20 protein-coding genes are annotated in these 17,899 nt (G+C 41.5%); 1 reads left to right on the forward strand and 19 read right to left on the reverse strand.

What is annotated here, in order from left to right:
* Nucleotides 1-4 precede the first annotated feature (4 nt).
* The 13 genes from MKX52_RS16670 to prfA all read right to left on the reverse strand — a co-directional run bounded on the left by MKX52_RS16670 (nucleotide 5) and on the right by prfA (nucleotide 10,425).
* Nucleotides 5-388 carry an ATP synthase subunit I gene (locus MKX52_RS16670; RefSeq protein WP_003215321.1) on the reverse strand — a complete coding sequence of 128 codons (384 nt, stop codon included), beginning with the start codon at nucleotides 386-388 and terminating at the stop codon, nucleotides 5-7.
* Between the two features lie 496 nt (nucleotides 389-884).
* Nucleotides 885-1,514, reverse strand: coding sequence for a uracil phosphoribosyltransferase (upp, locus tag MKX52_RS16675; RefSeq protein WP_003214553.1), 630 nt, complete (start codon nucleotides 1,512-1,514; stop codon nucleotides 885-887).
* 147 nt (nucleotides 1,515-1,661) lie between these two features.
* Nucleotides 1,662-2,909, reverse strand: a complete 1,248-nt coding sequence (glyA, locus tag MKX52_RS16680; protein WP_012011552.1) for a serine hydroxymethyltransferase — start codon at nucleotides 2,907-2,909, stop codon at nucleotides 1,662-1,664.
* A 177-nt stretch (nucleotides 2,910-3,086) separates the two neighbouring features.
* Nucleotides 3,087-3,626, reverse strand: coding sequence for a TIGR01440 family protein (locus MKX52_RS16685; protein ID WP_012011553.1), 540 nt, complete (start codon nucleotides 3,624-3,626; stop codon nucleotides 3,087-3,089).
* A gap of 12 nt (nucleotides 3,627-3,638) precedes the next feature.
* Entirely contained in the window at nucleotides 3,639-4,088 is a 450-nt protein-coding gene (rpiB, locus tag MKX52_RS16690) for a ribose 5-phosphate isomerase B (protein ID WP_012011554.1), read from the reverse strand.
* 140 nt (nucleotides 4,089-4,228) lie between these two features.
* On the reverse strand, nucleotides 4,229-4,687 hold the full coding sequence (locus MKX52_RS16695) for a low molecular weight protein arginine phosphatase (protein ID WP_342491067.1): 459 nt from the start codon (nucleotides 4,685-4,687) through the stop codon (nucleotides 4,229-4,231).
* A 63-nt stretch (nucleotides 4,688-4,750) separates the two neighbouring features.
* Entirely contained in the window at nucleotides 4,751-5,305 is a 555-nt protein-coding gene (locus MKX52_RS16700; protein ID WP_088003377.1) for a manganese efflux pump MntP family protein, read from the reverse strand.
* Nucleotides 5,306-5,365: 60 nt separating this feature from the next.
* A complete protein-coding gene (locus tag MKX52_RS16705; RefSeq protein WP_088003374.1) occupies nucleotides 5,366-6,418 on the reverse strand; it encodes an L-threonylcarbamoyladenylate synthase in 1,053 nt (350 codons plus the stop codon).
* 161 nt (nucleotides 6,419-6,579) lie between these two features.
* Nucleotides 6,580-7,023 (reverse strand): hypothetical protein, encoded by a 444-nt coding sequence (locus MKX52_RS16710; RefSeq protein WP_012011558.1) that lies wholly within the window; start codon nucleotides 7,021-7,023, stop codon nucleotides 6,580-6,582.
* A gap of 63 nt (nucleotides 7,024-7,086) precedes the next feature.
* Complete coding sequence (spoIIR, locus tag MKX52_RS16715) at nucleotides 7,087-7,743, reverse strand: stage II sporulation protein R (protein ID WP_088003371.1); 657 nt, start codon at nucleotides 7,741-7,743, stop codon at nucleotides 7,087-7,089.
* Nucleotides 7,744-7,862: 119 nt separating this feature from the next.
* Complete coding sequence (locus tag MKX52_RS16720) at nucleotides 7,863-8,342, reverse strand: hypothetical protein (RefSeq protein WP_012011560.1); 480 nt, start codon at nucleotides 8,340-8,342, stop codon at nucleotides 7,863-7,865.
* A gap of 138 nt (nucleotides 8,343-8,480) precedes the next feature.
* Nucleotides 8,481-9,368, reverse strand: a complete 888-nt coding sequence (prmC, locus tag MKX52_RS16725; RefSeq protein ID WP_342491068.1) for a peptide chain release factor N(5)-glutamine methyltransferase — start codon at nucleotides 9,366-9,368, stop codon at nucleotides 8,481-8,483.
* Nucleotides 9,358-10,425, reverse strand: a complete 1,068-nt coding sequence (prfA, locus tag MKX52_RS16730) for a peptide chain release factor 1 (protein ID WP_012011562.1) — start codon at nucleotides 10,423-10,425, stop codon at nucleotides 9,358-9,360. The genes prmC and prfA overlap by 11 nt, the downstream gene beginning before the upstream one ends.
* Nucleotides 10,426-10,635: 210 nt before the next feature.
* Between prfA and racA the strand changes: the two genes are divergently transcribed.
* Nucleotides 10,636-11,184 (forward strand): chromosome-anchoring protein RacA, encoded by a 549-nt coding sequence (gene racA / locus MKX52_RS16735; RefSeq protein WP_144469733.1) that lies wholly within the window; start codon nucleotides 10,636-10,638, stop codon nucleotides 11,182-11,184.
* Between the two features lie 34 nt (nucleotides 11,185-11,218).
* Here racA and MKX52_RS16740 read toward each other — a convergent pair whose 3' ends face one another.
* From MKX52_RS16740 to glpX, 6 genes are all read right to left on the reverse strand, one after another.
* Nucleotides 11,219-12,175 carry an AEC family transporter gene (locus tag MKX52_RS16740; RefSeq protein ID WP_012011564.1) on the reverse strand — a complete coding sequence of 319 codons (957 nt, stop codon included), beginning with the start codon at nucleotides 12,173-12,175 and terminating at the stop codon, nucleotides 11,219-11,221.
* 92 nt (nucleotides 12,176-12,267) lie between these two features.
* Nucleotides 12,268-13,968 (reverse strand): oxaloacetate-decarboxylating malate dehydrogenase, encoded by a 1,701-nt coding sequence (gene malS, locus MKX52_RS16745; RefSeq protein WP_012011565.1) that lies wholly within the window; start codon nucleotides 13,966-13,968, stop codon nucleotides 12,268-12,270.
* 279 nt (nucleotides 13,969-14,247) lie between these two features.
* Nucleotides 14,248-14,850, reverse strand: coding sequence for a thymidine kinase (locus MKX52_RS16750; RefSeq protein ID WP_003214626.1), 603 nt, complete (start codon nucleotides 14,848-14,850; stop codon nucleotides 14,248-14,250).
* A gap of 87 nt (nucleotides 14,851-14,937) precedes the next feature.
* Entirely contained in the window at nucleotides 14,938-15,138 is a 201-nt protein-coding gene (gene rpmE / locus MKX52_RS16755; RefSeq protein ID WP_003215407.1) for a 50S ribosomal protein L31, read from the reverse strand.
* 130 nt (nucleotides 15,139-15,268) lie between these two features.
* Nucleotides 15,269-16,552 carry a transcription termination factor Rho gene (rho, locus tag MKX52_RS16760; RefSeq protein ID WP_003215202.1) on the reverse strand — a complete coding sequence of 428 codons (1,284 nt, stop codon included), beginning with the start codon at nucleotides 16,550-16,552 and terminating at the stop codon, nucleotides 15,269-15,271.
* Nucleotides 16,553-16,916: 364 nt separating this feature from the next.
* Nucleotides 16,917-17,882 carry a class II fructose-bisphosphatase gene (gene glpX / locus MKX52_RS16765; protein ID WP_012011567.1) on the reverse strand — a complete coding sequence of 322 codons (966 nt, stop codon included), beginning with the start codon at nucleotides 17,880-17,882 and terminating at the stop codon, nucleotides 16,917-16,919.
* Nucleotides 17,883-17,899: the final 17 nt, after the last annotated feature.

Genomic DNA, 17,899 nt, shown 5'->3' on the forward strand with positions numbered 1-17,899 from the left:
GTATTCACCTCTCTTCCATAGTAGAACGTTTAAGTTGAATGAAGGAATCTATCATAATGACAGGATATATTGTCATTAATCCTATAACAACACCTGCCAGATGAACTTCATTAGGGTAACGCCAAGCAATCGCTACTGCGAGAATTGCGTTGGCCCACCTGGCTGTACTTCCCATTGAACGAATGGATTTTCCTTTTTTAACCGCTCGATCAAAAGCGTGCATTCTCCGTATAAGAAGGAATAAATTAAAGAAAGCAAAAATTGTGCCGATAATCAAACCAAGAAACAGTGGTTTAAAACCAGGCATGGCATAGCCAAACACAAAAATTGCCAATAGATAGAACATGTATTTACTCTGTCTGCGGAAAATCGCGTTTGGATCGTTCATTCATCTGACTCCCGATGAAAAGTATTGTAAAAAAGGTGATAAATGGTGATGAAAACTGCGTAGAAGACGCTTATGATAAGCAGTCCTGTTCGAAAAAAATCAATCACCCATCGGTCTAATTGCACAATCAGACTTGAAATCTAATGATCTATGGGATGTTGCTTCATTCGCTGATACAAACCCTGATTATTAAAGGGTTCACAATGAGGATTAGTAGAGTGCTATAGGCTATGAAAACCTTACCATAATACCCTCGTTTAGCATACAATAGCGTCTATGATGTGTCAATCCGTTGAAAGTTAAAAAACTTTTCTATAATGATAGAGCACACAAAATGTTCACAATTTCATCAAACTTTAGGAGACCCGTGACATTCATTGAAAAAAACAGCTAATGTTCAGTATACATTGATTTTTCTAAGAACGATATCAACCGTTTGTCATATATTTCAAAAAGCCCACATGCACGTTTGCATGTGGGCTTTTATTAAAACATGTTATTTCGTTCCATACATACGGTCACCGGCATCACCAAGACCTGGGATAATGTAACCTTTTTCGTTTAATTTCTCATCTAATGCTGCAATGTAGATATCAACATCAGGATGGTGCTTTTGCATTTCTTCTACACCTTCAGGAGCAGCAATCAGACACATGAAGCGAATGTTTTTCGCCCCGCGTTTTTTCAAGCTGTTTAATGCTTCGACTGCTGAACCACCAGTTGCAAGCATTGGATCTACTACGATAAATTCACGCTCTTCCACATCAGATGGAAGCTTCACATAATATTCAACAGGTTTTAATGTTTTCGGATCACGGTATAAACCGACATGTCCCACTTTAGCAGCTGGAATGAGTTTCAAAATCCCGTCCACCATTCCAAGACCTGCTCTTAAAATTGGCACAACACCGAGTTTCTTCCCTGAGATCACGTTTGATTTTGCTACTTGTACAGGTGTTTCTACATCTACCTCTTCAAGCGGTAGATCTCTTGTGATTTCAAATGCCATTAATGTTGCGACTTCATCCACTAGCTCTCTAAATTCTTTTGTTCCTGTATGAACGTCACGAATATATGTAAGTTTGTGTTGAATAAGCGGGTGATCAAATACATAAACCTTTGCCATAGCTTGCTACAACTCCTTTTCTGTCATCTTCCGGTGAACTTTGCACACTTCCTACAATTCTACATAAAAAGACATCATCTTTCAATATGATTCGCAAATCCTACAAAAAAAACCCACATGCCAAAAATAGGCAAATGGGTCTGCTTTTTAATAATCTAATTCGTTATATAGAGGAAAGCGGGCAGTCAGATCAGATACACGCTTTTTCGCTTCTTCTAATTTCGCTTCATCTTCATGATGTTTGAGAGCAAGCGCAATAATAGAACCGACTTCTTTCATTGCCTCTTGGTCGAAACCGCGGCTTGTCACTGCTGCTGTACCAACACGTACACCACTTGTGACAAAAGGTTTTTCTGGATCATAAGGAATCGCATTTTTGTTCACTGTAATACCGATTTCATCTAGAACATTTTCTGCAATTTTTCCTGTGATGCCAAGAGAACGCAAATCGATAAGAACAAGGTGGTTATCCGTTCCACCAGACACAAGCTGAATATCTTCAGATAAAAGGGTTTCAGCTAGCTGCTTTGCATTGTCAATGACGTTTTGTGCATATGTTTTAAAATCTCCGTTCAATACTTCACCGAAAGAAACAGCTTTTGCAGAGATGACATGCATCAGTGGTCCACCTTGAATACCAGGGAAGATCGATTTGTCGATCTTTTTACCAAACTCTTCACGGCATAGAATCATTCCGCCGCGTGGTCCACGTAATGTTTTGTGAGTCGTCGTTGTCACAAAATCTGCATATGGAACTGGATTTGGATGAAGACCTACTGCAACAAGACCTGCAATGTGAGCCATGTCGACCATAAAGTAAGCACCGACTTCATCCGCAATCTCACGGAACTTTTTGAAATCAATTTGACGTGGGTATGCACTTGCACCCGCAACAATGAGCTTCGGCTTATGTTCACGTGCTTTTTCAAGTACATCTTGATAGTCGATATGCTGCGTTTCTTTATCAACACCATATTCTACAAAGTTGTACTGTACACCACTAAAGTTAACAGGGCTTCCGTGTGTTAAATGCCCACCATGTGACAAGTTCATACCTAGCACTGTATCGCCATGCTCAAGAATGGTAAAGTATACGGCCATGTTCGCTTGAGCACCTGAGTGAGGCTGTACGTTCACATACTCAGCGCCAAAAATTTCTTTTGCGCGGTCACGTGCGATATCTTCTACAACGTCTACATGTTCACAGCCGCCATAGTAGCGTTTACCAGGATAGCCCTCTGCATATTTGTTTGTTAATACAGAACCTTGTGCTTCCATGACTGCTTCGCTTACAAAGTTTTCTGATGCAATTAATTCAATTTTGTCCTGCTGGCGTTTCCGCTCTAGTTGAATTGCCTTGAATACTTGTGCGTCTTGCTCAGGTAAATGTTTCATCAGCGAAATCCTCTCCAATCTATTTCCATTCGATGTTTTCACCATCTCATTGTACACGGTTTTTGAGTGAAATGTAAAAGATTTTTTGGAAAATCGACTTCTTTTTTTGCGAAAAACCGAATATTCAAGTAGTGAAGCGCCTTCATCATTCAACATTATATTAGAAATATATCTAAGCTATGATCTTGTATAAACCGCTCGTTCTCCGCCAATCAGCTTCGGACGCGTTTTCGCAAATGTCACATGTGCATGCCCTAATTGATGGCGACTGAGGCGAACAGGTACAGCGACTCTCTTTAGATGCATCCCAATGAATGTATCACCAATATCAATTCCAGCATGCGCCTCGATGGATTCAACTAACACAGGATGTTCCATGTGCTGATACGCATGAGCCGCCATCGAACCACCCGCCTTTCGGACAGGTACTGCCTCCACAATCTCTAGGTTAAGCCGGAAAGCCACTTCTTCTTCCACAACAAGAGCACGATTCAGATGCTCACAGCACTGGAAAGCCAGCTCAATGCCAGTTTCTCGTCTTAACTGATCTAATTCTTGATAGATAGACACAGCGATTTGCTCACTTCCTGCTGTCCCAATATGCTCCCCAGCCACTTCTGATGTACTGCATCCGATCACTAAGATGTGCCCAGCACGCAGTTCGACCATTTGATGAAACTCTTTTAACATTCCAAGCCAATCTTGACCAATGTTCATGTTAAGCGCTCCTTATAGGTGCTTTTCTTCGTACTCAGCGATCTTACCAATCCGTACAGCATGACGTCCTGCAGTAAACTCTGTTGTCAGCCAAATATGCGCAATTTCACGTGCTAATCCAGGTCCAATGACTCGTTCTCCCATTGCAAGGACGTTTGTGTCATTATGTTCTCTAGTCGCTTTCGCACTAAATGTATCATGCGCCAGCGCACAGCGAATTCCTTTTACTTTGTTTGCTGAGATACTCATACCGATGCCTGTCCCGCAAATTAAAATGCCGCGGTCCACTTCTCCGTTTACCACCATGTTGGCTACAGGAAAAGCATAATCTGGGTAGTCTACAGAACCTGATCCACATTCACAACCCATATCAATGTATTCAATCTTCAATTCATCCATCAGTTGTTTGATTTCTTCACGAATATTCGTTCCGCCGTGATCGGATGCAATAGCTACTTTCATCGGGCAATTCCTCCTAAGGGTGAGTTGATCTGTTATGCCTTACATTTATTCTTTATTTACAGTTATATTTTAACCTCTGCTTGGCCATTTGCAAACAAAAGCAGAAAAACCGTTATTGCAACGGTTTTACAGGTTGTCCATTATGAGGATGTCAGATCCTTTTTCAATTTCTCAGCCAGCAGATGGAGCAATCCTTCAAGCTCATCACGTGTTTCCTGATAAACAGACAGGCTACCTCCGAATGGATCGGATACATCACCTTCTGCTCCTGTCGCGAATTCCTTTAGAGTGAAGGTCTTGTCTTTTGCATGTGCATATTGTTCCACAATCAACTGTTTATGTTGCATGGTCATGGTGAAAACGTAATCAGCTTCTCGCAAAAGATCCTCTGTCAGTTTTGCTGAAGAGTGATTCAGCGGAATGCTTTTCTCAAATAATGCTTCGACTGCTTGAGGCGAAGCCTTCCCAGCATCTGAGGCAAAAATGCCCGCTGATTTCACAGTGACCTCTAAACCTTTATCTTGTGCAATTGAAGCAAAAAGGGCTTGAGCCATCGGACTTCTGCATGTATTTCCCGTACAAACAAATAAGATTTTCATCTTTCGCCCTCCTTTTCTACTATTATATAGCATTTCATTCTACATGTTATGTAAGGAGGCTGACTAGAGCGGAAATAATAATTTGATACCAAAGGCTAGTAAAATGATTCCGCCAAGCGCCCCGCTATAGGATCCCACCCATGATCGAACCTGTTTACCGAGTAATAATCCAAGCCAAGTGAGGATCATACTAAAAAAACCAAACAATAAAATGGTCATCCATACATGAGAACCGTAAATTCCGAGGCTTAAACCAACGGAAAAACTATCTAAACTAACACTTGTTGCGAAAAGAACAAGACCAGCGCCAATAGGTGCAATAAATGGTTTATCTTCTTTCCGAACAGACGCAACGATCATTTGCAGCCCGAGCACCAAAAGCAGCGCCCCGCCGATATAGGTGGCAAGGAGACCGAGCCAGCCTGATAGGAGTTGACCTGTTAGCATACCAAAAAGCGGCATAAACATATGAAATATCCCAATGACAAGGCCAATATAAATGATCTGGCGGAACCTCAGCTGAATCATTCCCATGCCAAGTCCAACCGAAAAAGCATCCATCCCTAGTGCAAAAGCCATGATGCTGAGCGTCAGCAATTCGCCGGCTAGTTCGTACATGTAAATCCCCCTTGGACACGCATTCTCCTTTAACCTATGTTTGTCCAAGAAGGGTTAGAACTATTTGAATGAAGAGAGAGTGCGCCCTCCTGCCGCTTTTTGCAGACGGTTCATAATTGCTGAACCAACCCCCTGCTTTGAAAAGGTTTCTGAAATAATAACATCTACATCTGTCTCATCAAATTGTCTCAGCACGCGATATAAGTTTGCTGCTATCGTTTCAGGTTTTTCTCTCCATCCACAGCTGAAAACAACATCTGCCGCAAACAACGATTTCTTTTCTTCTGTTGTCAGCACACCCACTTTTAAACCTTCTGTCTGGTATGTTTGAATGTGACGCTGCAACTCTTCATCACTTCCATGAAAAAGGTACATTTTAGCTTCAGGGGCATAGTGTGTGTATTTCATCCCTGGCGATACAGGCGCTTCGTCCTTTTTTGTCAGCCCTGGGTCAATACTGACCGTTCCTACTACCTCTTCTAAAGCTTCTTTTGTAATTCCGCCCGGTCTTAGGATGACTGGAATCTCATCCACACAGGATACGACCGTTGACTCAACGCCAATACCAGTTGAACCACCATCGACAATCCCAGCGATTCTCCCATCGAGATCACTTGCTACATGGTCAGCTTGTGTCGGAGAAGGTTTACCTGAACGGTTGGCACTTGGAGCGGCAATCGGCAGACCAGCCGTTCGGATAAGCTCAAGCGCAATCGGATGGTCAGGCATTCTCACACCGACCGTGGATAAACCCGCTGTGACCTGCTTTGATAAAGTGCCCGGCTTACACGGAAGCACAATGGTTAAAGCACCAGGCCAAAAGGCTTTCATCAATGCCTTTGCTCTTTCACTTTCTATTTGTGCAAATTCATGAAGCTGCTCAACCTCGGCAATGTGGACAATCAATGGATTATCACTTGGACGCCCTTTCGCTTCATATATTTTCATGACAGCTTCTGTCTCTTTTGCATTAGCCCCTAGTCCATACACCGTTTCTGTCGGAAAAGCGACTACTTCGTTTTGCTTCAATAACAGCGCTGCCTGTTCAATTTGTGGATAGTATGTGGATAAATCCTTTTCTAAATCCACAGACCACCTTTTTGTATTTAACATCATACAAACTCCTTTTAAAAAAGATAAAACTGTTGATATATCTCAATTATCCTTTTGAAAGTATAAAAGATGATGATCAATAAAACAAGCGTTGTCCACAATTTGTGGATAACGCTTGTTTAACGGTGGATAAGTATGTGTATAAGTTCAATATATTGTGATTAACTGGCTTTTTTTTGAAGAACCACAGCCTGTTCTTTCGCTAAGATCTCTTTTGCATGTGCAGATACCCACATGCTTTCTGGAATATCCTCTAAAGCTGTGAAGCCCATCAATGCTAAAAAATCATGTGAGGAGGAGTGGTTGGCAACGACATAAAACGTATCCACACCTATTTTTCCTCCAAGCGTTTGAACACTTTGGAATAAAGACACGATATGTCCTTGACCTAGTTTATCTGATATGACAAGAGACCGTAGCAAGCCCTCTTGTTCACTCAGTTGCTCAAGACCTAAACACCCTGCCAGTTGACCGTCCGCATCTTCCATAACAACAAATGTCGTACGCTCTGCAAGTGTGACGCCGCCTTTCGCTTGTCCTTTTTCAAGAAAAGCATTAATGGCTGGGGCATCTTCTTCTGTGGCTATTCTTAACTGATAATACATGCTTTCACCTCTTTTTGATCTCTTACTTCAACTCTATGAGGTAAAAACAGATTTATACCTTTTTTAGGAGAAAAGACTAGAGACCCAATCAAATAAAAAGAATTTCACTTCACTCGTCTCTTCTTTCTTTTCTTTGACCGCTTCATTCACAGACTCATCTGTTTGCTGGGCTGTCACTTCGTTCTCTTCATCACCCTCTGGCGATGCGATGGCTTCTCCATTTGAAAAATCGATAAAGCAAAGCGGCGGGAATAATACACACCACCAATTGGCTCCATCCCCTTCTCCTAGCGTAATTAAAATGGCTTCATATTTCCCAGCAGGATAAACGAAATTTCCATAAAGCTTTGTTGGAAATGAGGCTTTTTGGAAGCTGACTGATACGGATTGATCAATGTGCTGCTCCTTCAATTTCGCTTTGGCAATACGATTGATTTCTGGCAGCTTGGACCGAATCACACGTCTTGCTTCTTCAATAGATGTAAGGTCTTTGACCCATTCCGTCATATTGGCATTGACTTCGTCACGTATGCTTCTTTTCACATCCTGATCTGCTGAACGATCACTATTTGCTAAAATGCGTAATCGAATGGCTTCATCTGGTATCACAACAGGCTGATTCGCAGAAGCAGCCGCTGTCTCTTCCTTGCCAAGGTTTGCAAAAGCACCACATAATAATAGAAACATATAAAGACATATCATCATTTTACTTTTAAACATGATGTGTTCCCCCCACTTTTTCTCTTCGCTACAAACATTGTGTCCAGGAAACCCATCTCATAAACAGAAAAGATGATTTTTTTAATAGATTGTAAGTCAAATGATAAAAAACCGTTCCATTAAGAACGGCTTTGGAGTGAGGATTGGTAATCGGAAGGGTACAGTCTTCCATCCCAATCTCGGCTAATTTTTAGCCCTGCATCTGTTTTGATGACAGTCATTGCTCCTTTTTTCTTGATTTCTTTTTTGACTTTTCCTTTTTGATTAATAAATTGAATCATCATTTCATAGTTAAATTCAATTCTGTCATCGCTTTCATCTGAAGGCGTAAACGTAATTTTCTTCAGCTTAATTTGACAATCTTGGTCCTTTGCTGCTTCTAATACACTCGGGAACATGCTGTCTTGTGTATATTCTTGATATTCATGCTCGGTTAAATAAGACTTCAACTTCTCCTTCATGTCAGTTAGGTCATCGGTTCGATTCACTGTGTATTGTGCTTTTTTATAGCTTTCTCCAAATGCTGCTGCTTCTTTTTTAAAGCTCGGTTTGCCACAAGCACTCACAATCAATAGTACACTGACGATGACCAACACCATCGCATACCTTCTGTTCACACCATTCGCTCCTTCAAAACAAATTTATGTAAAAAAATCATGATCAGAATGTTCATTCTTCTATATATACGTTTCTCTTTTACCATAAGTTTCATCTTTACATAATAAAATAGTCCGACTTTATTCAGCCGGACTTTCCGTTTTGATGTGTGCGCAAACAGCTCGGTCTTTCCCGTTAATATCCTTGACGATGAGGACATCTGCCGCGGGAAATGACTGCAAGAGAAGTGTTTTTACATCTTGCCCTTGCGTATGTCCGATTTCAAAGACAACGACCGCCTGCTCATGAAGTACATGGTGAAGATCACGAACGAGACGCTTGTAAAACCACAAACCATCACGTCCATCTGTCAGTGCATTTACTGGCTCATGCTTCGTGACCACCTCTGATAAACTGTCCATTTCTTCTGCCGCAATATAAGGTGGGTTGGAAATAAACAGATCCACTTTGATGCCTTGATCCTTGATCGGTTCGAGTAAGTCCCCTTGTAAAAAATGGACATCTGCACCAAGCGCTTGTTGATTCCGCTTTGCTACCGCAAGTGCTTCATGTGAAATATCCGTCGCTGTGACAGATAGTGTTTCTTTCTCAAGAGCGAGCGTAATCGCAATTGCCCCACTTCCTGTGCCAACGTCCACTGCTTTGAGCGGCTGATCGTGCGGGAAGATGTCACTCATCAAATTCAGCGCTGCCAAAACGACCTCTTCCGTTTCAGGGCGAGGGATGAGAACATGTTTGTTCACCTCGAAGGGACGGCCGTAAAAAAATTCAATACCTATTAGATGTTGAACTGGCACGCCTTTCTTGTGCTGCGTGACAAACTCGCGGAATAACCGATCTTGCTCATCTGGCAACTGATCATGAAAACGTGCAAGAAGTTCACTTCTGCTTAGGTCCAATACATGCATCAAAAGAAGCTCTGCTGCGTTTTGGTCTCTACCGGCTTCCGTTAACAAAGAAGAAGCCCATTTAAGGGCTTCAAAGATGGTTCGCTGATTATTTTGCATTTTGAAGCTTTCTTGCTTGGTCTTCCATAATTAATGCATCAATGACCTCGTCAAGTTTTCCTTCTAAAATTTGATCAAGCTTTTGAATCGTCAATCCGATGCGGTGGTCTGTTACACGGTTTTGCGGGAAGTTGTACGTACGGATACGCTCTGAACGATCCCCTGTTCCAACAGCAGATTTACGTGTTTGATCATATTCAGCCTGTGCTTCACGCTGGAATTTATCATAAATTCTCGCACGTAATACTTTCATGGCTTTCTCTTTGTTTTTGATTTGTGATTTCTCATCCTGACAGGATACAACCACTCCTGTTGGAAGGTGAGTTAATCGAACAGCAGACATGGTTGTGTTAACACTTTGTCCGCCAGGTCCACTTGATGTGAAAGTATCTACACGGATGTCCTTTTCATGGATATCAATTTCAACTTCTTCAGCCTCAGGCAAGACAGCCACTGTCGCTGTTGATGTATGAATCCGTCCACCTGATTCTGTTTCCGGAACACGCTGCACGCGGTGTGCGCCGTTTTCAAACTTTAGTTTGGAATATGCGCCTTTCCCGCTAATCATAAAGATAATCTCTTTATAACCGCCAGTTCCAGTCACACTCGCTTCCATGACTTCTGTTTTCCAGCCCTGCATTTCAGCATAACGGCTGTACATACGGTAAAGGTTTCCTGCAAAAAGCGCGGCCTCTTCTCCTCCTGCTGCACCACGAACCTCCACAATAACGTTTTTATTGTCATTTGGATCTTTCGGGATCAGCAAGATTTTCAGCTCGTCTTCTAAACGTTCTGTTTCCTCTGTGAGCTCTGAAATTTCTTCTTTGACCATGTCGCGCATCTCGGCATCCAGCTTATCTTCCAGCATTGCTTTCGCTTCGCTCAACTGGTCGTATGCCGCACGATATTGTCTATATACCTCAACAGTTTCTTGAATATCAGATTGTTCCTTCGAATATTCACGAAGTTTCGTAGGGTCGTTCACCACTTCAGGATCACTTAAATATTCATTTAACTTTTCATAGCGTTCTTCAATTGATTTTAAACGGTCTAACATGGTCTTCACCTCTGTTTTGTGCGTAACAGTCTAATTATAGTATAGCGGGGTATGACAGTCAAAAAAATTTCCAAAACAATTGATTCTCTGCAATTTTCCGCTAGAAAACACGATCTTTGCCGATTGGTTACTTGTTTTGTCTAACGTGAAGGAACAGTTCCTCCTTGAAGAGAATGGTACTTATAATTGAAAAAAGGGAGGGCATTTGGTTTGAATACAAATGAGGTTGCAAAAGAAATTGGCGTTTCTTCAAAAACGATTCAGCGTTGGGTCAAACAGCTCAACATCCCTGTCGCCCGGAATGAACTTGGACATTATGAATTCCATGAAGATATTGTACAACTGCTCAAAGAAGTCAAACACCAAATGAGTGAGGGTGTGATCCTTCAAGACATTCGACTGCCAATCCACACAGAAACCGTTCAACAGTTATCGCCTGCTGTAGAAACTGATGTCTCTACTAAGCGGATTGAAGCATTAGAAAAGCAAGTGAATCAGCTCATTCAGCAGCAATTGCACAGCACTGATGTAGAAAAACGACTGCAAGAACTTGAACGGAAACTGGCTAAAAAAGCGGACGAAGGTGTATCATACCAGCTGCTCCAGCACCGCAGAGAAATTGAAGATCTCACCACTAAACTTGAGCGTCTGACCGAAAAATTAAAACAACCCTCTCAAATAGAAGAAAAAAAGGAAATCACGCACCCTGACATCAAAAAAAAGCGTGTGCTCTTCCCTCTGTTTCATTCATTTCGCTAAGAAAGGCTGCCTCATGAGGCAGCCTTCTACTATATTATACGGTAAGCGCAATAATGATCGGTAATGTTATGAGTGACATGATGGCACTGATCACAAATGCGGATGCAGTTTCTGCCTCTTGTTTCTCAAATCGTGTGGCGATCATCGCTGCAACAGCTGAACCTGGGAAGGCAACAAGCAATACAGCTTTTGTAATTTCATCAGCCGAAAGACCCATAAGAATGGCGATAAGATACATAAGAAGCGGTTGAACAGCTACTTTTAATAGCGCAATACTGAAAGCTGGTAAGCTCAGTTTAATTTTTCGAATACCGACAGTGACACCGACTGCGAATAGCGCAACCCCTGACGTCACACTTCCAATTTCCTCTAGCATTTCATGTCCAATTTCAGGTAGTTTAAATCCTAAAAGTACAAGGATGATACTAGCTAGTGGTGCAAGTGCAAGCGGCTCTGATAAACCGTGCAAAATCGCTTTTGTCGTCATTTTTAGGAAACTTTCGCCATCTTTGGCTTTTCCTTTTGTTTTTTCACCGACAGTTGACACAATAATCGCAATTGGATCAAGCAATGCATTTACAACTATTCCGGTAATAGCAATCGGAATTGCAACTTCTTGAGCCCCAAATAAACTGCCCAAGACCGGAATCCCCATAAATGCAAAGGTCGGTTGTGCTGAGTTTAACGAGAAAACAGATGAATCTGTTAAATCATATTTAAACGCAAATTTCGTAACTAAAAGGATAATGATATAAAAACCAACGATTCCGAAAATCAATGCAACGAAAAATGGAATTTGACTATAGAATTTATCTTTTGGTGTTGACAGAATGCTGGCGATAAAGTGCGCTGGCAAAGCATACTTTGTAACAAGTGTACTTACACCTTTTGCAGATTTAGCGTCATAGCTGCCGAAGTTCCCTGCGAACCAACCCAGCGCGATAACGAAAAAAATCGGTGCTAGGAGGATCAAAATATTTAAAAAGTCCATCTTACTATTCCTCCTTGAATCCTTTACATGTTTCTTTATTTTGTTGCGGCATTGCTTAGATTACCCGAAACAATGCCGCGTTACACATTTTATTATGCTCTTACAATTTTTTTATATTCAGGAATCCACATTGCATCTTTCACAGCTTGTTCGATGTCGTCAGGTGTTTTTCTTGCGACACCATCTTTAATTGCTGCTTTTGCTACTTCAATAGCCACTTTAATAGAAACTTCTTGTAACTTATCAATGCTTGGAAGTAGACCAGCACCTGGTTTATCATGATCAACCATTTCAGCAATCGCATCCGCAGAAGCCACGAACATGCCTTTTGTGATGATTTTTGATTCCGTTACGATTGAGCCAAGACCAAGTCCAGGGAAAACGAACGCATTGTTTGATTGTCCAATTTCATGTTCAATTCCGTTATACTCAACGTTTTCGAACGGGCTTCCTGTTGCAACAAGTGCACGGCCGTCTGTCCATTTGAATAGATCTTCTGGAACTGCTTCCGCAAGTGGTGTTGGGTTAGACATTGGCATGATCACTGGGCGCTCTGTATGAGCTGCGATTTCTTTAATGATTTCTTCAGTGAATGCGCCGCCTTGACCTGATGTACCAATTAGAATCGTTGGCTTCACCTGGCGAACAGCTTCAGCAAATGAGATTTGGCCTTTTTCATCACGTGCCCAGCCTTCTACTTCATCAGAAGAACGAAGGTATGGTTTTTGGAAATCAAACACTTCATCTTCGAATTGATCTGTCAATAAACCTCTGTAGTCTAATGTCCAGAAAGCATTGTTTGCTTCTTCTTCAGTTAGACCTTCAAGAACCATTGTGTCACGCATTTGATCTGCGATTCCGATTCCAGCTGAACCAGCTCCGAAGATCATCACACGGTGATCTTTCAATTGAGTACCAGTTTTCTTGACAGCCGCAAGAACACCCGCTAAAGTAATGGCACCAGTACCTTGAATATCATCATTGAATGTTAAGATGTTATCATTGTATTTTTTCATGATGTTACGTGCGTTTTTGTTTCCAAGGTCTTCCCAGTGAAGTAATGCTTTCGGGAAGAATTTAAGCGCTGCTTTTACATAAGCATCAATGAATTCCTCGTATTTTTCACCTTGTACACGTTTGTGGTGGTTTCCGATGTATAATGGATCATTCAATAATTTTTCATTGTTTGTTCCAACATCTAATACGACTGGAATCACGCGGCTTGGATCAATACCTGCTGCAGCTGTGTAAACAGCTAATTTACCGATTGCGATGTTGATACCACCGACACCCCAGTCACCAATTCCAAGAATGCTCTCAGAGTCAGTTGCTACGATTAGGTCGATATCTCCTGCTGTTGCATGTAAGTTTTCAAATGCTTTCTCAATGCCGTCAATGTTGTCGATTGAAAGATAGACACCATGAGGTCTTCTGTATTCATGGCTGTATTCTTGAATCGCTTCACCAACAGTTGGTGTGTACACAACTGGAAGCATTTCACGAAGCTTGTCTGATATAAGCTTATAGAACAATACTTCGTTACGGTTTTGCAAATCACTTAAGTATACGTTTTGACGAAGACGATCTGGCTGTGCTAGGAATTGCTTGTACGCTCTCTCCGCTTGTTGTTCTAAAGTGAGAACAGTTGGAGGAAGTAAGCCTTCTAGTCCAAGCTCTTGTCTTTCTTCTTCAGAGAAAGCAACGCCTTTGTTCAACGTTGGAATCGATAATACATCTTTACCTGTCAAAGTGGTTTCGAGGTACCCTTCTTTTGTTTTCTTCACGTTGTTCATCAAAAACTACCCTCTTTCTAAAATATAAATAAAGTGAACTATTAATTTAAAGAACGATTAAGGAGGAAAATCCTTAATCAAAAAAATTATGACAAGAAATCGAACTTTTCGTTAAAATGCTTTACACTACAGTTAGTCATTTTATGCCTGCTTATGCTAAAACGCAAGCGTTGAAAATTAGATAATTTTTTCGTAGCGTTATTTAATTTATTTAAGTACAAATGATGGGTGTTCAGCCAAAATCTCGAAAAACGAAACACAGCGGCATTTGCTATTTTTTTAATTGTCAAGTGTTGTACCAACGTCAAGTCTTGGTACTTCATGGTGATGTCTGCATCGTGCTTCGTATGATTCCTGCGCACCTACTAAAATAATGGGATCATCATAGGATGCGGGTTTACCGTCGATTAAGCGTTGTGTTCTACTCGCTGGGGAGCCGCATACCGAACAAACTGCTTGAAGTTTTGTTACAAGCTCTGCACATGCCATTAAATGCGGAACAACACCAAATGGCTCTCCTCTAAAGTCTTGATCAAGGCCTGCAACAATGACTCGGTAACCTTTATCAGCCAATTGAGTGACAATGTCAATGATTGTCTCATCAAAAAATTGCACCTCATCTATGCCAATGACATCGGTTCTTTCTGATATGTGCGTTATTATGTCTTTTGGTGAGGCTACTGCAATCCCATCGACCGATGAACCGTTATGTGAAACAACTGAGCTAGTACTATATCGGTTATCAATCGCTGGTTTGAATATTTTTACTTCTTGTTTGGCAAAGGTGGCCCTTTTGGCTCTCCGAATCAATTCTTCCGACTTTCCAGAAAACATACTTCCGCAGATGACTTCAAGCCAACCGCTTTGTTTCATCACATACATAAGGTCTTCTCCCCCGTTTTAAAGTTCCATCAATCCACGTAAAAAAACAGGCAAGAACGGATTCCTGCCTGTTTATTGTATCTATTATTACTTAAGACCGTATTTTTTGTTAAAGCGGTCAACACGTCCATCAGCAGAAGCGAATTTTTGACGGCCTGTATAGAAAGGATGGCACTCAGAGCAAATCTCGATGCGTACCTCTTCTTTTACTGATCCAGTTTCAAACTCATTTCCACAAGCGCATTTGACTGTAGCTTTTTTGTAGTTAGGATGAATTCCTGTTTTCATCTACTGTCATCTCCTTCCGCCCTGAATCCAATTCGGAAACAGAGTTAATATCTCAGAATAAATTCTGAAACGCACATGATGAAATTATAACAGTGTGAGTCTATGATTGCAAATGTATTTTTTCAACAAGCTATCTTCTAGATGCAGACATGTTCGCTTGTTTCCATTCTTGCGTTAAAATATCGAAAAATTCTTGGTTTGTCTTTGTCTTTCTCATTTTGCGCATGAACTTCTCAGCAAAGTCAGGTGTATCTGACATCGATTTTCTCATCGCCCATAAACGATCAAGATGCTCTTTTGGTACAAGCAGTTCTTCTTTTCTCGTTCCAGAACGACGAATGTCGATTGCTGGGAAAATTCTTCTTTCTGCCAGAGAGCGGTCTAAATGTAGCTCCATGTTCCCCGTTCCCTTAAATTCCTCATAAATCACATCATCCATACGTGATCCTGTATCAACAAGCGCAGTGGCTAAAATGGTCAAGCTTCCGCCTTCTTCAATGTTACGCGCAGCACCAAAGAAGCGTTTTGGACGGTGGAAAGCCGCTGGATCAATACCGCCGGAAAGCGTTCGGCCGCTTGGCGGAATGACAAGGTTGTATGCACGAGCAAGCCTTGTGATGCTGTCCATTAAGATGATGACATCTTTCTTATGTTCAACAAGACGCATGGCACGCTCTAATACAAGCTCTGCTACTTTAATGTGGTTTTCCGGTACTTCGTCAAAGGTTGAACTAACAACATCCCCTGCAACAGAACGTTCGATATCTGTTACTTCCTCTGGGCGTTCGTCAATTAACAGGACAATTAGCTCTGACTCTGGGTGATTTTCAGAAATGCTGTTGGCAATTTCTTTGAGCAAAATGGTTTTCCCAGCCTTAGGCGGTGCAACAATTAAACCACGCTGCCCAAACCCAACTGGCGCCATCATATCCATAATTCTAGTAGACAGGTGATTAGGCTGTGTTTCAAGAATCATTTGACGATCAGGGAATAGCGGCGTGAGTGCAGGAAAGTGAACACGTTCCTTAGCTGATTCTGGGTCGTCCCCATTTACCGCTTCGACATGAAGGAGGCCATAGTAGCGTTCATTCTCTTTTGGAGGTCGTACCTTTCCAGACACCTTATCTCCGTTTCGTAAATCAAAGCGTCTGATTTGTGAAGCTGAAATATAAATGTCTTCAGAACTTGGAGAGTAGTTAATTGGTCTTAAGAAACCAAATCCCTCAGACTGAATAATTTCAAGAACCCCTTCCATAAATAAGAGATCCTCTTGCTCAGCATTCGCCTTTAAGATGGCAAAAATCAATTCTTTTTTTGTTAGTTTGCTGTAATAAGAGATTTTGTACTTTTTTGCTAACTCATACAGCTCTTTTAATTTCATATTTTCCAAAGATGAAATCGAAACATCTTTCAATATGGACACCACACTTTTCTAGTCAATGTATTTCATTACAAATGCACGACCATTGTATTTGATTAGCTTTTAATTCCGTTTTTGTTGGAATGACCTCGCTCTCATGGTAACGCTCCCACTCGTTTTATCGTAAAGATAGGAACAATGTGAAATTGAGCTTTGTCAACATAGAGAAGGATAATGAGTATATCGTCATGATGCGGCAGTATTTAAACTTGTTGAAGCTTAAAAGAAGTAAATTCGCAGAAAATTTCGCAGCACTCTTTAGTTTTACCTCATTTGCAGAGAATATTCAACTTTAAAAAGAAAATGATATACATTTGACACCTATATGAAAAGCGGGTAATGAATACCCGCTTTCAGATTACGGACGAATGACAAGATTCGGTTTTTTCTTTAAGCTGTGTCTGCCATCTACGAAACGAACTGTACCTGATTTCGCACGCATCACAACACTATGTGTTGTTCCAACAGAGCCTTTGAATTGAACACCTTTTAATAGCTCACCGTCTGTTACACCAGTCGCTGCAAAAATGGCGTCGTCGCCTTTCACGAGGTCTTCCATTCTTAAGACTTTGCCAACATCCAGCCCCATTTTCTCACAGCGTCTGAGTTCTTCTTCACTTTGAGGAAGAAGCTTTCCGTGGATTTCACCACCAAGTGCCTTTAACGCAACAGCAGAAAGGACACCTTCTGGCGCTCCGCCTGAACCAAATAGAATATCAACACCTGTATGATCAAATGCTGTATTAATGGCTCCTGCAACGTCACCATCATCGATCAGTTTGATTCTTGCTCCTGCTTCTCTCAGTTCAGCAATGATTTTCTCATGTCGATCTCTGTTTAAAATCGTTGCAACCACATCTTCAATATCTTTGTTTTTTGCTTTTGCTACAGCGCGAAGATTGTCAATGACAGGCGCTTCAATGTCGATGCAGCCTACCGCTTCTGGACCTACTGCGATCTTATCCATGTACATATCAGGTGCATTCAGCAAGTTGCCATGATCTGCAACCGCAATAACAGCTAAGGCATTCCAGCCCCCGCTTGCCACAATATTTGTTCCTTCTAAAGGATCAACAGCTACATCCACACGAGGTCCGTATCCGTTCCCAAGCTTTTCCCCAATATAAAGCATTGGTGCTTCGTCCATTTCCCCCTCGCCAATGACCACTGTTCCTTTCATCGGAATGGTATCAAATACATCACGCATTGCACTTGTTGCAGCATCATCTGCTTCGTCTTTTAATCCTCTTCCCATCCAACGAGCAGATTTTAATGCAGCTGCTTCTGTCACCCGTACTAGTTCCATCGATAAACTTCTTTCCATTTTTGTCCAAATCTCCT

It is taken from the genome of Bacillus sp. FSL R5-0422, assembly GCF_038610765.1.
Taxonomy (GTDB): domain Bacteria; phylum Bacillota; class Bacilli; order Bacillales; family Bacillaceae; genus Bacillus; species Bacillus pumilus_O.

What these genes read in the sequence shown, in the direction of transcription:
- MKX52_RS16670 (WP_003215321.1), bottom strand. Translation starts at nt 388, where the DNA reads ATGAACGATCCAAACGCGATTTTCCGCAGACAGAGTAAATACATGTTC.
- upp (WP_003214553.1), bottom strand. Translation starts at nt 1,514, where the DNA reads ATGGCAAAGGTTTATGTATTTGATCACCCGCTTATTCAACACAAACTT.
- glyA (WP_012011552.1), bottom strand. Translation starts at nt 2,909, where the DNA reads ATGAAACATTTACCTGAGCAAGACGCACAAGTATTCAAGGCAATTCAA.
- MKX52_RS16685 (WP_012011553.1), bottom strand. Translation starts at nt 3,626, where the DNA reads ATGAACATTGGTCAAGATTGGCTTGGAATGTTAAAAGAGTTTCATCAA.
- rpiB (WP_012011554.1), bottom strand. Translation starts at nt 4,088, where the DNA reads ATGAAAGTAGCTATTGCATCCGATCACGGCGGAACGAATATTCGTGAA.
- MKX52_RS16695 (WP_342491067.1), bottom strand. Translation starts at nt 4,687, where the DNA reads ATGAAAATCTTATTTGTTTGTACGGGAAATACATGCAGAAGTCCGATG.
- MKX52_RS16700 (WP_088003377.1), bottom strand. Translation starts at nt 5,305, where the DNA reads ATGTACGAACTAGCCGGCGAATTGCTGACGCTCAGCATCATGGCTTTT.
- MKX52_RS16705 (WP_088003374.1), bottom strand. Translation starts at nt 6,418, where the DNA reads ATGTTAAATACAAAAAGGTGGTCTGTGGATTTAGAAAAGGATTTATCC.
- MKX52_RS16710 (WP_012011558.1), bottom strand. Translation starts at nt 7,023, where the DNA reads ATGTATTATCAGTTAAGAATAGCCACAGAAGAAGATGCCCCAGCCATT.
- spoIIR (WP_088003371.1), bottom strand. Translation starts at nt 7,743, where the DNA reads ATGTTTAAAAGTAAAATGATGATATGTCTTTATATGTTTCTATTATTA.
- MKX52_RS16720 (WP_012011560.1), bottom strand. Translation starts at nt 8,342, where the DNA reads ATGGTGTTGGTCATCGTCAGTGTACTATTGATTGTGAGTGCTTGTGGC.
- prmC (WP_342491068.1), bottom strand. Translation starts at nt 9,368, where the DNA reads ATGCAAAATAATCAGCGAACCATCTTTGAAGCCCTTAAATGGGCTTCT.
- prfA (WP_012011562.1), bottom strand. Translation starts at nt 10,425, where the DNA reads ATGTTAGACCGTTTAAAATCAATTGAAGAACGCTATGAAAAGTTAAAT.
- MKX52_RS16740 (WP_012011564.1), bottom strand. Translation starts at nt 12,175, where the DNA reads ATGGACTTTTTAAATATTTTGATCCTCCTAGCACCGATTTTTTTCGTT.
- malS (WP_012011565.1), bottom strand. Translation starts at nt 13,968, where the DNA reads ATGAACAACGTGAAGAAAACAAAAGAAGGGTACCTCGAAACCACTTTG.
- MKX52_RS16750 (WP_003214626.1), bottom strand. Translation starts at nt 14,850, where the DNA reads ATGTATGTGATGAAACAAAGCGGTTGGCTTGAAGTCATCTGCGGAAGT.
- rpmE (WP_003215407.1), bottom strand. Translation starts at nt 15,138, where the DNA reads ATGAAAACAGGAATTCATCCTAACTACAAAAAAGCTACAGTCAAATGC.
- glpX (WP_012011567.1), bottom strand. Translation starts at nt 17,882, where the DNA reads ATGGAAAGAAGTTTATCGATGGAACTAGTACGGGTGACAGAAGCAGCT.